14 protein-coding genes and 1 riboswitch are annotated in these 13,314 nt (G+C 69.9%); of the genes, 11 read left to right on the top strand and 3 right to left on the bottom strand.

Annotated features, from left to right (window positions below; genetic code table 11):
* Positions 1-36 precede the first annotated feature (36 nt).
* Genes CSW64_RS02160 through CSW64_RS02150 form a run of 3 tightly spaced genes read left to right on the top strand, consistent with a single transcriptional unit; the run spans position 37 to position 1,954 of the window.
* Positions 37-489 carry a TIGR02301 family protein gene (locus tag CSW64_RS02160; protein ID WP_099620556.1) on the top strand — a complete coding sequence of 151 codons (453 nt, stop codon included), beginning with the start codon at positions 37-39 and terminating at the stop codon, positions 487-489.
* 34 nt (positions 490-523) lie between these two features.
* Entirely contained in the window at positions 524-1,480 is a 957-nt protein-coding gene (locus CSW64_RS02155; RefSeq protein WP_099620555.1) for an SPFH domain-containing protein, read from the top strand.
* A gap of 12 nt (positions 1,481-1,492) precedes the next feature.
* A complete protein-coding gene (locus CSW64_RS02150) occupies positions 1,493-1,954 on the top strand; it encodes an NfeD family protein (protein ID WP_099620554.1) in 462 nt (153 codons plus the stop codon).
* Between the two features lies 1 nt (position 1,955).
* Here the strand turns inward: CSW64_RS02150 and rnhA are convergent, their stop codons facing one another.
* The 3 genes from rnhA to ispH are packed head-to-tail and all read right to left on the bottom strand — an operon-like array spanning position 1,956 to position 4,357.
* Complete coding sequence (gene rnhA, locus CSW64_RS02145) at positions 1,956-2,402, bottom strand: ribonuclease HI (RefSeq protein WP_099620553.1); 447 nt, start codon at positions 2,400-2,402, stop codon at positions 1,956-1,958.
* Complete coding sequence (thrB, locus tag CSW64_RS02140; RefSeq protein WP_099620552.1) at positions 2,399-3,355, bottom strand: homoserine kinase; 957 nt, start codon at positions 3,353-3,355, stop codon at positions 2,399-2,401. The genes rnhA and thrB overlap by 4 nt, the downstream gene beginning before the upstream one ends.
* Positions 3,356-3,397: 42 nt before the next feature.
* A complete protein-coding gene (ispH, locus tag CSW64_RS02135) occupies positions 3,398-4,357 on the bottom strand; it encodes a 4-hydroxy-3-methylbut-2-enyl diphosphate reductase (protein WP_099620551.1) in 960 nt (319 codons plus the stop codon).
* A 131-nt stretch (positions 4,358-4,488) separates the two neighbouring features.
* On the opposite strand from ispH, the gene CSW64_RS02130 reads away from it, so the two are divergent.
* The 8 genes from CSW64_RS02130 to gcvPA all read left to right on the top strand — a co-directional run bounded on the left by CSW64_RS02130 (position 4,489) and on the right by gcvPA (position 13,308).
* Positions 4,489-5,181: a Tat pathway signal sequence domain protein gene (locus CSW64_RS02130; protein ID WP_099620550.1), complete on the top strand. Its 693-nt coding sequence runs from the start codon at positions 4,489-4,491 to the stop codon at positions 5,179-5,181.
* Entirely contained in the window at positions 5,178-6,977 is a 1,800-nt protein-coding gene (locus CSW64_RS02125; protein WP_099620549.1) for an arginine--tRNA ligase, read from the top strand. The genes CSW64_RS02130 and CSW64_RS02125 overlap by 4 nt, the downstream gene beginning before the upstream one ends.
* A 37-nt stretch (positions 6,978-7,014) precedes the next feature.
* The gene (locus CSW64_RS02120; RefSeq protein WP_099620548.1) at positions 7,015-7,239 is read left to right on the top strand and encodes a DUF1902 domain-containing protein; all 225 of its coding nucleotides are present in this window, start codon (positions 7,015-7,017) and stop codon (positions 7,237-7,239) included.
* Positions 7,240-7,317: 78 nt separating this feature from the next.
* A complete protein-coding gene (locus tag CSW64_RS22450; protein ID WP_099620547.1) occupies positions 7,318-7,512 on the top strand; it encodes a type II toxin-antitoxin system HicA family toxin in 195 nt (64 codons plus the stop codon).
* 67 nt (positions 7,513-7,579) lie between these two features.
* Complete coding sequence (locus CSW64_RS02110; protein WP_245863802.1) at positions 7,580-10,069, top strand: zinc-dependent metalloprotease; 2,490 nt, start codon at positions 7,580-7,582, stop codon at positions 10,067-10,069.
* 40 nt (positions 10,070-10,109) lie between these two features.
* Positions 10,110-10,202, top strand: a riboswitch (glycine riboswitch).
* A 148-nt stretch (positions 10,203-10,350) separates the two neighbouring features.
* Complete coding sequence (gcvT, locus tag CSW64_RS02105) at positions 10,351-11,466, top strand: glycine cleavage system aminomethyltransferase GcvT (protein ID WP_099620545.1); 1,116 nt, start codon at positions 10,351-10,353, stop codon at positions 11,464-11,466.
* Between the two features lie 12 nt (positions 11,467-11,478).
* Positions 11,479-11,844, top strand: coding sequence for a glycine cleavage system protein GcvH (gene gcvH, locus CSW64_RS02100; RefSeq protein WP_099620544.1), 366 nt, complete (start codon positions 11,479-11,481; stop codon positions 11,842-11,844).
* Positions 11,845-11,964: 120 nt separating this feature from the next.
* Complete coding sequence (gene gcvPA, locus CSW64_RS02095; protein WP_099620543.1) at positions 11,965-13,308, top strand: aminomethyl-transferring glycine dehydrogenase subunit GcvPA; 1,344 nt, start codon at positions 11,965-11,967, stop codon at positions 13,306-13,308.
* The last annotated feature ends 6 nt before the right edge of the window (positions 13,309-13,314 follow it).

Here is a 13,314-nt window from a genome sequence, read left to right as displayed (position 1 = left end):
CGTGACAAAGCCATGCTGCGCCCGTTAGATCGCGCCATGCATCGTCGCCTCGCCATCCTGGTCCTGACCGCAACCCTGGCCGCCGCTCCCGCCCTGGCGCAGGAACGGCCGCCGGCCGAGCGCCAGACTCTGACCGACCTGGCCTATGCGCTGGGCGAAAGCCATGCCCTGCGGCAGGCCTGCGCCGGCGACGGCGACCAGTACTGGCGCGAACGCATGATGCGGATGACCGAGACGGAGGCCGCCGACGCGGGCTTCAGCAGCCGGCTGACCCAGGCCTTCAACGCCGGCTACGCCACCCGTCAGAGCGAGTTTCCCGACTGCGGCCCCGCCAGCAAGCGCGCCGAACAGGCCGTGGCGCGCAAGGGCCAGGCCCTGGCCGGACGACTGTCGTCGATCACCCGCGTGATCCGCAACACCGGGCCGGCGGAGAGCCTTCCGGAGGGCGTCGATCCGGATTCAGTGGCGGAAGCGCCCACGCCCCACTAGATTCAACTCCAGACTGCTTCTGGGGAGGGACGCGATGTCCTTGGCGATTTTCGTGGTCGTTCTGATCGTCCTGGCGATCATTCTGGCCTTCAGCATCATCAAGATCGTGCCGCAGGGCCGCGAATTCACCGTGGAGCGCTTCGGCCGCTACACCCGCACCCTGACGCCGGGCATGCACCTGCTGACCCCGTTCTTCGAGGCCATCGGCCGCCGGGTGAACATGATGGAACAGGTCCTGGACGTGCCGACCCAGGAGGTCATCACCAAGGACAACGCGGTGGTGAAGGTCGACGGCATCGTCTTCATCCAGGTCATGGACGCCGCCGCCGCGGCCTATCGCGTCGACAACCTGAACTACGCGATCAGCCAGCTCTGCATGACCAACCTGCGGACCGTGGTCGGCTCCATGGAGCTGGACGAGGTGCTGAGCCAGCGTGACCAGATCAACACCCGCCTGCTGGCCACCATCGACCACGCCACCGGCCCCTGGGGCGTGAAGGCGACGCGGATCGAGATCAAGGACCTGACCCCGCCGCCGGACATCACCAACGCCATGGCCCGCCAGATGAAGGCCGAGCGCGAACGCCGCGCGGTCATCACCGAGGCCGACGGCGAGAAGCAGGCCGCGATCGCCAAGGCCGAGGGCAGCAAGCAGGCCGCGATCCTTCAGGCCGAGGGCCGCCGCGAGGCCGCCTTCCGCGACGCCGAGGCGCGCGAGCGGGAAGCCGAGGCCGAGGCCAAGGCGACGGCCTTCGTGTCGGAAGCCATCGCCCGCGGCGACGTCAACGCCATCAACTACTTCATCGCCCAGAAGTATGTGGAGGCGTTCGGCGAACTGGCCCGCAGCAACCAGCAGAAGACGGTCATCGTGCCCGCCGACTTCGCCGGCCTGACTGGCTCGATCGCCGGCATCGGCGAGTTGGTGAAGACGCTGAGCGGCGACGACGGCGGCCGGCCTTCGGGCGGCTCCGTGCCGCGCAGCAAGAGCTAGGGAACGACCACCATGGGCTGGCTCATCGACCTCTACGCGACCCATCCCTTCTGGATCTGGCTGGCCATCGCCGGCCTCTTCCTGGTGATCGAGGTCTCGACCGGCACCGGCTGGCTGCTGTGGACCGCGGCCTGCGCGGCCGTGGTCGCGCTTCTGACCTTCATCCCCGGCGGCAATGCGGCGATCCACCTGGCCGTCTGGGCGGCGCTGACCATCGTCACGACGGTGACCGCCCGCCGCTACCTGCCGCGGAACATCTCCGGCGACGGTCCCGACATCAACGACAACATCGGCCGGCTGGTGGGCCATCAGGGCACGGTGACGGAGTCGTTCCACAACGGCCGCGGCCGGGTCTTCGTCGACGGCAAGGAATGGGCGGCCGTGGCCGAGGACGGCGACGCCCACCGCTCCGACGAGACGGTGGTCATCGTCTCGGCGGCCGGGTCGGTGCTGACGGTGAAGACGGCGGCCTAGGTCACCGCTCGCCGAGCATCTCCTTCATGCCCTGACGCGCCAGTTCGTCGGCGCGCTCGTTCATCTCGTGGCCGGCGTGACCCTTCACCCAGCGCCAGTCCACGTCGTGGCGGGCGCGGGCCAGGTCGAGGCGCTTCCAGAGGTCCTCGTTCTTCACCGGACTGCCGTCGGCGGTTCGCCAGCCCTTGGCCTTCCAGCCGCGCATCCACTGGGTGACGCCGTTCTTCACATACTGGCTGTCGGTGTGGAGCTCGACCTTGCAGGGCTTGTTCAGAGCCTCCAGCGCCTGGATGGCGGCCATCAGCTCCATCCGGTTGTTGGTCGTCGCCGGATCGCCGCCCTTGATCTCCTTCTTGTGGCCGCCCGACATGAGGATCGCGCCCCAGCCACCCGGCCCCGGATTCCCGCGGCAGGCGCCGTCCGTGTAGATCACCACCTTCGGCGTCATGCGTCGGCCAGCAGGTCCAGGCCCGCGCGGTGGACGGCCAGCTTGCGCTCGTACTCCAGCGGATCCTTCGGCCGCACCAGCGCGCCGGTCGGGGTCGAGAACCAGTCGTTCAGCCGCGTCAGGAAGAAGCGCATCGCCGCCCCGTGCGCCAGAACCGGCAGCGCCTCGCGCTCGGCCGCCGACAGCGGCCGATGCTCCTGGTAGCCGGCCAACAGGGCGCGGGCGGCGGTCAGGTTGAACGAGCCATCGGCCTCGAAGCACCAGGCGTTCAGCATCACCGCCAGGTCGTAGGCGTAGGCGTCGTCGCAGGCGAAGTAGAAGTCGATGGCGGCCGCGAAGCGCCCCTCGCGGAAGAAGACGTTGTCGGGGAACAGGTCGGCGTGGATCGTCCCCGACGGCAGGCCGCCGGGCCAGGCCTTGGCCAGCATCGCCAGGTCGCCGGCGATGGTCGCGGCCAGGCCCGGCTTCAGGTCCTCGGCGGCGGCGCCCAGACGATCGAACATCGGCGCCCAGGACGGCTGGCCCAGGTCGTTGGCGCGGCGTCCCGGATAACCGTCGCCGGCCAGGTGGAACCGCGCCAGCCCGCCGCCGGCCTCGCGGCAGTGGGCGACGGTCGGGCGGCGTACCGAGAGGCCGGTCAGGAACTCGACCATCGCGGCCGGCTTCTCCCGCACGGTCTTCAACACCCGCCCTTCGCGATCGGCCACCGGCCGGGCGCTGGGGAAGCCGCGGTCGGCCAGCCAGGTCATCAGATTCAGGAAGTAGGGCAGCTCGTCCGCCTTCACCCGACGCTCGTACAGGGTCAGGATGAACCGCCCCTTCGTCGTCTCGAGCAGGAAGTTCGAGTTCTCCACCCCCTCGGCGATGCCCTTGAAGGCCAGCGCCTCGCCGACGTCGTAGTCGGCGAGCAGGGCGTCGAGCTCCTCGTCGGAGATGTCGGTGTAGACGGCCATGGGCGGGGGATGCGGGACGCCGCGCCCCGGGTCAAGGCGCGATCAGGTCGTCAGCACCCGCGGCAGCTTGAAGGTCACCGTCTCGCGGGTCGGGGCCACGTCCTGGATGGTCAGCTCGTAGCGGGTCGACAGCTTGTCGAGCAGGCCCTGGACCAGCAGCTCGGGCGCCGAGGCGCCGGCGGTGACGCCGACGGTGCGGACGCCCTCCAGCCAGGCCCAGTCCAGCCCCGAGGCGTCGTCCAGCAGCTTGCCCTCCGCCGCCCCGCCGCGCAGGCCGACCTCGACCAGGCGGACGGAGTTGGACGAGTTGCGCGATCCGACCACCAGCAGCAGGTCGGACTGCTCGGCCAACTGCTTCACCGCCTCCTGACGGTTGGTCGTGGCGTAGCAGATGTCCTCCTTGTGCGGGGCGGCGATGCCGGGGAAGCGGCGCTGCAGCACCGCCACGATGTCGGCGGTGTCGTCGACCGACAGGGTGGTCTGGGTGACGAAGGCCACGTTCATCGGATCGATCGGCTCGAACGTCTCGGCGTCGTCCGCCGTCTCGATGAGGCGGACCGTGCCCTCCGGCAGCTGGCCCATGGTGCCGACGACCTCGGGGTGGCCCTCGTGGCCGATCAGCACGATCTCCCGTCCCGCGTCATAGTGGCGCTGGGCCTCGACATGGACCTTGGAGACCAGCGGGCAGGTGGCGTCGAGGTAGAGCATCTGGCGCTGCTTGGCCTCCGCAGGCACCGACTTGGGCACGCCGTGGGCGGAGAACACGACCGGCCGGTCGTCCGGGCACTCCTCCAGCTCCTCGACGAAGACGGCGCCCAGAGCGCGCAGCCGCTCGACCACATGCTTGTTGTGGACGATCTCGTGCCGCACATAGACGGGCGCGCCGTACTTCTCGATGGCGCGCTCGACAATCTGGATCGCACGATCGACCCCCGCGCAGAAGCCGCGCGGGCTGGCCAGGAGTACGGTGAGCGAGGGTTTGATCGGGCTGGCGTCGTCCATGCGCACAAGTTAGGCGCTGCGCCTCCTCGCCGCTAGCGGAGATGGCGTTGCGGGGCCATGCATATGCCTTTATCAGGCTACATCAGCTTTTCGTCGGCTCACCATGCCGACTGCACAGTTTCGGACCTCTCATGCGCCGCGCCCTGACCGTATCGCTCCTAGGCCTGTTGACCGCCAGCTTCCTGTCGGCCGCGCCCGCGCTGGCCCAGGGCCGGGGCGGCGGCCAGGATCAGCAGCGCCAAGAGCAGGAAGCCGCCAAGAAGAAGAAGCGCGACCAGGAGTGGAACCAGCCCGCCGCGCCGCTGCCGCAGCTGCGCAACGCCGGCCCCTGCCCGTTCGTGAAGGTTCTCTACGACGCCGGCCGCTACGTCGAGTTCAAGGACAACCAGGAAGCCGTCGCCAACGTCGCCTGGACGGGCGAGATCCAGGGCGTCTCGGCGGGCTGCGAATACAAGGACGAAGAGCCGATCCGCATGCAGGTCGAGCTACTGTTCGCCCTCGGCAAGGGCCCGCAGGCGACCGGCGACACCAAGCACTACCGCTACTGGGTCGCCGTGACCCAGCGCAACCAGTCGATCATCGCCAAGGAATACTTCGACCTGCCTGTGAAGTTCACGGCCGGCCAGGACCGCGCCTTCGCCCAGGAAAGCCTGAAGGGCATCGTGATTCCGCGGGCGAACATCGAAACCAGCGGCTCGAACTTCGAGGTCCTGATCGGCTTTGAGGTGACGCCGCAGATGGCGGCCTTCAACCGCGACGGCAAGCGCTTCCGGCTGCAGGCCGGCTCCGCGACCGCTTCGACCGGAACGCCGACCCAACCATGAGCGACCTGAAACGGTCCCTCGGCGAAGCGGTCGCAGCCGCCTTCGCCGCCCAGGGACTTCCGCAAGACCTCGGCCGGGTGACCGCATCGGATCGCCCGGACCTCGCTGATTTCCAGTGCAACGGCGCCCTCGCCGCGGCCAAGGTCGCGCGCAAGCCGCCGCGCGAGATCGCCGCCGCCGTGGTCGAGGCCCTCGCCGGCCGGCCCGAGCTGCAGTCGGTCGAGATCGCCGGCCTCGGCTTCATCAACATGCGCGTCAGCGCCGACACCCTGTCGGCCCGGGCCCGCGAGATCGCGGCCGATCCGCGCGCCGGCGCGGAGGAGATCGCCGAGCCGCGCCGGGTGATGATCGACTACGCCGGCCCGAACGTCGCCAAGCCGATGCACGTCGGCCACCTACGGGCGTCGATCATCGGCGAATCGATCAAGCGCCTGTACCGCTTCCGCGGCGATCAGGTGCTGGGCGACGCCCATTTCGGCGACTGGGGCTTCCAGATGGGCCTGCTCATCGTGGCGGCCTGCGACGATGATCCGTTCATCGCGGCCCTGATGGAGCGGCTCGCCGGCGCCGCGACGATCTCCGACGAGGACGAGCGCAAGGTCATGGCGGCGCTGGCCGAACACGTCAGCCTGGCCGACCTCGACCGCCTGTACCCGCTCGCCGCGGGGAAGGCGAAAACCGACACCGACTATCGCGACCGCGCCCGCAAGGCGACGGCCGAGCTGCAGGGCGGCCGCCTGGGCTATCGCCTGCTGTGGAAGCATTTCGTCAACGTCAGCCGAGTGGCGCTGGAGCGCGAGTTCCACGCTCTGGGCGTCGACTTCGACCTGTGGAAGGGCGAGAGCGACGCCGACGCGCTGATCCCCGGCATGGTCAAGGACCTGGAGGACAAGGGCCTGCTGGTCGAGGACCAGGGCGCCCGGATCATCCGCGTGGCCCGCGAAGGCGACAAGCGCGAGCTGCCGCCGCTGCTGGTCGTCTCGTCGGAAGGCTCGGCCATGTACGGCACGACCGACCTGGCCACGATCCTGGACCGCCGCAAGTCGTTCGATCCGAACCTGATTCTCTACTGCGTCGACCAGCGTCAGGCCGACCATTTCGAGCAGGTGTTCCGCGCCGCCTATCTGGCCGGCTACGCCAACGCCGGCGAGCTGGAGCATATCGGCTTCGGCACCATGAACGGCACGGACGGCAAGCCCTTCAAGACCCGCGAGGGCGGCGTCCTGAAGCTGCACGACCTGATCGAGATGACTCGCGAGAAGGCCCGCGAGCGCCTGCGCGAGGCCGGCCTCGGCGAGGCTCTGGCGCCGGAGGAGTTCGAGGAGACCGCCCACAAGGTGGCCGTCGCGGCGCTGAAGTTCGCCGACCTGAGCAACTTCCGCGGCACCAGCTACGTCTTCGACCTGGACCGCTTCTCCAGCTTCGAGGGCAAGACCGGACCGTACCTGCTGTACCAGGCGGTGCGGATCAAATCGCTGCTGCGCAAGGCGGCCGAAGCGCATCTGCATCCGGCCCGGATCCAGGTCGCCGAGCCCGCGGAACGCGACCTGGCCCTGCTGCTGGACGCCTTCGACGCGGCGCTGACCGAGGCCTATGACAAGAAGGCCCCGAACTTCGTCGCCGAGCACGCCTACAAGCTGGCCCAGGCCTTCTCGAAGTTCTACGCCGCCTGCCCGATCCTGAAGGGCGTCGACGAGAAGGTCGGCGGCTCCCGCCTCGCCCTGGCCCTGGCGACGCTGAAGCAGCTCGAGACGGCCCTGGACCTGCTGGGCATCGAGACGCCGGAGCGGATGTAGCATTTCGCTTCGCGGCCGACGGTGCGATACTGGGGCCATGAGCAAGCGCTACCATGTGCAGGCCGATTGGGACGCCGAGGCGAAGGTCTGGGTGTCGTCCAGCAACATCCCTGGGCTCCATATCGAAGCCGACACACTCGGCGAGTTCATGGAGCTCGTCGAGGCGCTGGCCCCTGAGATGCTGAGCGACAACCTAGGCATCCACGGCCCCGTGCCCTTGGACGTCCAGGCAAACGGCGTACTGTTGCTAACAGTGGCCTGATCTGAGGCGACGCAATCGCGGCGTGAGTTCAATCATGGCGGGCTAAGATGGCCAATCGCTTCGATAAGGACGCCCGCCTTGCCTCACGACTTCTATCCAGACCTCGCACGCCTGCTGGCCGCTGCCGGCTGGTCACGCGTGCCGGGCGGTAAGGGGAGTCACGAGAAGTGGCGGCACGACGGCAGCGGCAGAACCCTCATCGTGCCCCGCATGAAGAGCCGTCACACCGCTAACGGCATCCTGAAGGACGCTGGACTGCCGAAAGCCTTCTAGGTCCTGGTTGCGAGCTAGCGGCGCCCGCTCCAAGATGCCCGCTTCGTCGGGTGAGGGGGCGTTCACAGTGTTCAAGTCCAGGCTTCTGGCGGCCGTCGCGGCTGCGGCCATCGTCGCGGGCGCGCCCGCCGTTTCCCTCGCCAAGCCCAAGCCGGCCACCGCCGCGGACGCCACGGCCGGGCTGGAGCGGCTGGACGGGCTGCTGCCGGTGTTCGTCGACCGCAAGGCCGGCAAGGTGCTGCTGAAACTGCCGGCCGCCGACGCCGAGGGCCTGCACGGCCGCTATCTCTATCAGACCTACCTGCGCGCCGGCCTGGGTTCGAACCCCGTCGGTCTGGACCGCTCGGCGCCGGGCGCGACCCAGGTGCTGGCCTTCCGCCGGGCCGGCGACAAGGTCGTCGCCCAGTACGAGAACCACGGCTTCGTCGCGCCCCGCGGCAGCGCCGGCGAGCAGCGGGCGGTGCGGGAATCGTTCGCCGCCTCCAACGTGTGGGCGATGGCCGTGGCCTCGCGCGACGCCGACGGCGGCGTGACGATCGACCTGTCCGGCTTCCTGACCCGGGATACGCAGGCCATCGCCAAACAGCTGAAGGATACGGGACAGGGCGACTTCCGCCTGGCCGCCGACCTGAGCTTCCCGGACGTCGGGCCGGGCGCGGTGAACGTCTTCCCGAAGAACATCGAGCTGGAGGCGACCCAGACCTTCGTCAGCGACAATCCGGGCGAGGAGGTGCGCGGCATCCTGCCCGATCCGCGCAACGTCACCCTGACCCTGCACCATTCGTTCGTGGCCCTGCCCGAGCCCGGCTTCGAGCCGCGCATCGCCGACCCGCGGGTCGGGGTCATGGATCACCCGGTGATCGACTATTCGGCGCCGCTGGACCAGCCGCTGGCCATCCGCCTAGCCCACCGGTTCCGGCTGGAGAAGACCGACCCGACCGCCGCCCGCTCGACGGTCAAGCAGCCGATCGTCTTCTACATCGACAACGCCGCCCCCGAGCCGGTGCGCTCGGCCCTGGTCGAGGGCGGCCGCTGGTGGAACCAGGCGTTCGAGGCCGCCGGATTCATCGACGCCTTCCGGGTCGAAGTCCTGCCCGAGGGGGTCAGTCCGCTCGACGCCCGCTACAACGTGGTCAACTGGGTCCATCGCGAGACGCGCGGCTGGTCCTATGGCCACTCGGTCGTCGACCCGCGCACCGGCGAGATCGTCAAGGGCGACGTCCTGCTGGGCTCCCAGCGCGTGCGCCAGGATCGGTTGATCTTCGAGGGTCTGGTCGGCGCGGACCAGACCGGCAAGGGCGGGCCCAACGACCCGATCCAGGCCTCGCTGGCGCGAATCCGCCAGCTGTCGACACACGAGATCGGCCACTCGATCGGCCTGCAGCACAACTTCGCGGCCAGCACCTACGGCCGCGGTTCGGTGATGGACTACCCGGGCCCCAAGATCGGCATCAAGGACGGCCGGCTGGACCTCTCGGACGCCTACGCCACCGGCGCGGGGAGCTGGGACAAGTACGCCATCACCTGGCTCTACATGCCGGTCGCGCCTGGCGCCGAGGGCCAGAGGCAGCTCGACGCCATCGTCGACAAGGCGGCGGCCGATGGCCTGCGCTACGTCTCCGACGAGGACGCCCGCTCGCCCGACACCGCCCAACCGCTGGGCGCGGTCTGGGACAACGGCGCGGACCCGCTGATCGAGCTGAACCACCTGATGGCGGTGCGCCGCATCGCCCTGTCGCGCTTCGGCCTGGACAGCCTGCCCGCCGGGACGGCCTTGGCCGAACTGCGCCGACGGCTGGTCCCGATCTACCTGTTCCATCGCTACCAGATCGACGCGGCGGCCAAGCTGGTCGGCGGTGTGGACTTCGCCTACGCCGTCGGCGGCGACGGGCGCGAGGTCTCCCGGCCCGTGCCGGCCGAGCGTCAGCGCCAGGCGATCGACGCCCTGCTGGCCGTGGTCGCGCCGGCCGAACTGGACCTGAACGACGGCCTGATCGACCTGCTCAGCGCCGGCGACACCAGCAGTCCGGTCAAGCAGACCACCATCGAGACCTTCGGCGACGGCCCGGTCTTCTCCCTGCCCGATGCGGCCGATGTCGTGGCGGGCGCGGTGTTCCGCGACCTGTTCGCCCCGGCCCGCCTGAACCGGCTGGTCGAGGCGCGACGACGCGATCCGGCCCAGCCGGGCCTGGAGGAGCTGCTGACCAAGGCCTTCGCCGCCGTGTCGAGGCCGGCGACGGGACGCCAGGCCGAGCTGGCGCGACGCACGCGCTGGCGGCTGGTCGCCACCCTGGCCGACATCCAGCGCAGCAAGGCGCTGTCGCCGACCGCGGCGGCCCAGGTCCGCACGGCGCTGGTCGACTACGGCAAGCGGCTGGCCGCCGCGCCCTCGGGCGACGCCGCCGACCGCGCCCAGGCCCGCGACCTGGCCGCCATCCTGACCGACCCGGACGCCACGCGCCTGACCGCCCTGGCCGATACGGTGAAGTCCGCCCCCCGCACCCCGCCCGGCCCGCCGATCGGCGAGGACGACTGGTTCGGCGACCTGGGCCTGTAGCGTCGCCAGTTGACTCCCCGCCCGACCTCCCTCAGAGACGCTCTGTCTCGCGGGAGACGTCGGGGGTCCGCCTCCGAGGCCGAAGGCGCAACCGCCCCGGAAACGCTCAGGCAAAAGGGACCGCGAGAAGACCAAAACGCTGGAAAGCGCCGCATCCGCGGTGCGCCGAAGGAGCAAGGGTCGGCCCTCCCCGCCCCGAAATCTCTCAGGCTCCGAGACAGCGGGGGCGAATCGCCGGGCCATGAGGGTCGGCGAGCGCATCGTCCCCTCCGGAGCCCAGCGTGTCCGAAGTCGCCGACCTCAAGAAGACTCCCCTCTACGACGCCCACGTCGCCGCCGGCGCGCGGATGGTGCCCTTCGCGGGCTACTCCATGCCGGTGCAGTACAAGGACGGGGTGCTCAAGGAGCATCTCTGGACCCGCGAGAGCGCGGGCCTGTTCGACGTCTCGCACATGGGCCAGGCCCGGCTGCGCGGCGTGTCGCCCCTGTCGGCGTTCGAGGAGATCACCCCGAGCGACTTCATCGGCCTGGCCCCCGGCAAGCAGCGCTACAGCCTGCTGCTGAACAAGAAGGGCGGCATCATCGACGACCTGATGGCCTCGCGTCCCGACGACGACGGCCTGTTCGTGATCGTCAACGGCGCCTGCAAGGACAACGACTTCCGCGTCATCGACGACGAACTGACGCCGCAGGTGACCATCGAGCGTCTCGAGAACCGCGCGCTGCTGGCGCTGCAGGGACCGAAGGCCGCCGCCGTCCTGGCCGCCCACATCCCGGAAGCCGCGACCAAGGTGTTCATGGACAGCTGGGCCACCACCGGCTTCGGCGTCGACGTGCTGATCTCCCGCTCGGGCTACACCGGCGAGGACGGCTACGAGATCTCGGTCCCGGCCGAGGCCGCCGAGCGGATCTGGAACACCCTGCTGGCCGACGAGCGCGTGAAGCCGATCGGCCTGGGCGCCCGCGACAGCCTGCGTCTGGAAGCCGGCCTGCCGCTGTACGGCCACGACGTCGACGAGACCGTCAGCCCGGTCGAGGCCGGCCTGACCTTCGCCGTGTCCAAGAAGCGCCGCGAGGCCCAGGACTTCCCCGGCGCCGCCCGCATCGCCAAGGAACTGGCCGAGGGCCCGTCGCGCGTCCGCGTCGGCCTGCGCATCCTGGAAGGCGCGCCGGCCCGCGAAGGCGCCGAGATCGCCGACCAGAACGGCGCCGTCGTCGGCGTGATCACCAGCGGCGGCTTCGCCCCGACGCTGAACGCCCCGATCGCCATGGGTTTCGTGCCGCCGGCGCTTTCCGCCGTCGGTACGCGTTTGAACGTCATCGTGCGGGGTCGCGCGGGGGCCGCTGAGGTCGTCGCCACGCCGTTCGTTCCCAACCGCTACGTCCGCAAGGTCTAAGAGGGTCCAGCCATGCGTTTCACCAAAGATCACGAGTGGGTCGAGCTGAACGGCGACGTCGCCACCGTCGGCATCACCGCCTACGCCGCCGAGCAGCTCGGCGACGTCGTGTTCGTCGAGGTTCCCGAGGTCGGCAAGACCGTGAAGCAGGGCGACGGCCTGGCCGTCGTCGAGAGCGTCAAGGCCGCCTCGGACGTCTACGCCCCGATCTCGGGCGAGGTCGTCGAGTCGAACGGCGAACTGGGCGATGCGCCCGAGACCGTCAACGCCGCCCCGGAAGCCGGCGGCTGGTTCGCCAAGATCAAGGTCGCCGACGCCGCCCAGGTCGACGCCCTGATGGATCGCGACGCCTACGAAGCCTACCTCGGCACTCTCTAGTCCACCTCAGTTGTCATCCCGGACGGCCGAAGGCCGATCCGGGACCCAGCCTTCGCGCGCGTCGCCCTGGGTCCCGGCACTCCGCTCCGCTTCGGCCGGGATGACAGGGATCTGCACCACATGCGCTACCTCCCCCTTACCCCTGACGATCGCGTCGAGATGCTCGGCGCCATCGGCGTCAAGTCGGTCGACGACCTGTTCGTGGACGTGCCCGCCGCCGCCCGGCGCGAGGGCTTCGTCGATCTGCCGCACGTCGCCGGCGAACTGGAGGTCGAGCGCGAGATGGCCGGCCTGGCCGGCCGCAACGTCGCGGCGGGCTCGGTCCCGTTCTTCGTCGGCGCCGGCGCCTATCGCCACCATGTGCCGGCGACGGTCGACCACATCATCCAGCGGTCGGAGTTCCTGACCAGCTACACGCCCTACCAGCCCGAGATCGCCCAGGGCACGCTGCAGGTCCTGTTCGAGTTCCAGAGCCAGGTCGCGGCCCTGACCGGCATGGATGTGGCCAACGCCTCGCTCTACGACGGCTCCACGGCCACGGCCGAAGCGGTGATGATGGCCCAGCGCGTCACCAAGCGTGAGCGCGCGGTCCTGTCGGGCGGCCTGCACCCGCACTACGTCGCCACCACCGAGACCCTGGCCCGCGCCGAGGGCATGGAGGTCGCCTCCCTGCCCGCCGCCGTCGACGCCGAGGCCGCGGTCATCGACGCCATCGACGAGCACACCGCCTGCGTGGTCGTCCAGACCCCGAACGTGTTCGGCACCGCCACCGACGTCACCAAGATCGCCGAGGCGGCCCATGCCGCCGGCGCGCTGCTGATCGTGGTGACTACCGAAGCCTTCGCCTACGGCCTGCTGAAGTCGCCCGGCGAGATGGGCGCGGACATCGCGGTCGCCGAGGGCCAGTCGATCGGCAACGCCCTGAACTTCGGCGGCCCGTACGTCGGCCTGTTCGCCTGCAAGGAAAAGCTGGTCCGCCAGGCTCCGGGCCGCCTCTGCGGCGAGACCGTGGACGCCGAAGGCCGCCGCGGCTTCGTGCTGACCCTGTCGACGCGCGAGCAGCACATCCGCCGCGACAAGGCGACCTCGAACATCTGCACCAACAGCGGCCTCTGCGCGCTGGCCTTCTCGATCCACATGAGCCTGCTGGGCGAGAAGGGGCTGCGTCAGGTCGCCGCCATCAACCACCAGAAGGCCCGCGAGCTGAAGGCCGCCCTTGAAGGCGTGAACGGCGTCGAGGTGCTGACCCCGCGCTTCTTCAACGAGTTCGCCGTGAAGCTGGCCAAGCCCGCCGCGCAGGTGGTGCAGGCGCTGGCCGACAAGGGCGTGCTGGGCGGCGTGCCCTACAGCCGACTGGCCCCCGCGGCCGGGCTGGACGACGTCCTGCTGGTGGCCGCCACCGAGACCGTGACCGGCGACGACATCGCCGCCTTCAAGACCGCCCTGACCGAGGTGATGGCGTGAGCAGCA

Source organism: Caulobacter mirabilis (genome assembly GCF_002749615.1).
GTDB lineage: Bacteria > Pseudomonadota > Alphaproteobacteria > Caulobacterales > Caulobacteraceae > Caulobacter > Caulobacter mirabilis.
This window is presented reverse-complemented; position numbering and strand designations above follow the sequence as displayed.

Coding starts and splice junctions, on each gene's coding strand:
- CSW64_RS02160 (WP_099620556.1), top strand. CDS start 37: ATGCATCGTCGCCTCGCCATCCTGGTCCTGACCGCAACCCTGGCCGCC.
- CSW64_RS02155 (WP_099620555.1), top strand. CDS start 524: ATGTCCTTGGCGATTTTCGTGGTCGTTCTGATCGTCCTGGCGATCATT.
- CSW64_RS02150 (WP_099620554.1), top strand. CDS start 1,493: ATGGGCTGGCTCATCGACCTCTACGCGACCCATCCCTTCTGGATCTGG.
- rnhA (WP_099620553.1), bottom strand. CDS start 2,402: ATGACGCCGAAGGTGGTGATCTACACGGACGGCGCCTGCCGCGGGAAT.
- thrB (WP_099620552.1), bottom strand. CDS start 3,355: ATGGCCGTCTACACCGACATCTCCGACGAGGAGCTCGACGCCCTGCTC.
- ispH (WP_099620551.1), bottom strand. CDS start 4,357: ATGGACGACGCCAGCCCGATCAAACCCTCGCTCACCGTACTCCTGGCC.
- CSW64_RS02130 (WP_099620550.1), top strand. CDS start 4,489: ATGCGCCGCGCCCTGACCGTATCGCTCCTAGGCCTGTTGACCGCCAGC.
- CSW64_RS02125 (WP_099620549.1), top strand. CDS start 5,178: ATGAGCGACCTGAAACGGTCCCTCGGCGAAGCGGTCGCAGCCGCCTTC.
- CSW64_RS02120 (WP_099620548.1), top strand. CDS start 7,015: ATGAGCAAGCGCTACCATGTGCAGGCCGATTGGGACGCCGAGGCGAAG.
- gcvH (WP_099620544.1), top strand. CDS start 11,479: ATGCGTTTCACCAAAGATCACGAGTGGGTCGAGCTGAACGGCGACGTC.
- gcvPA (WP_099620543.1), top strand. CDS start 11,965: ATGCGCTACCTCCCCCTTACCCCTGACGATCGCGTCGAGATGCTCGGC.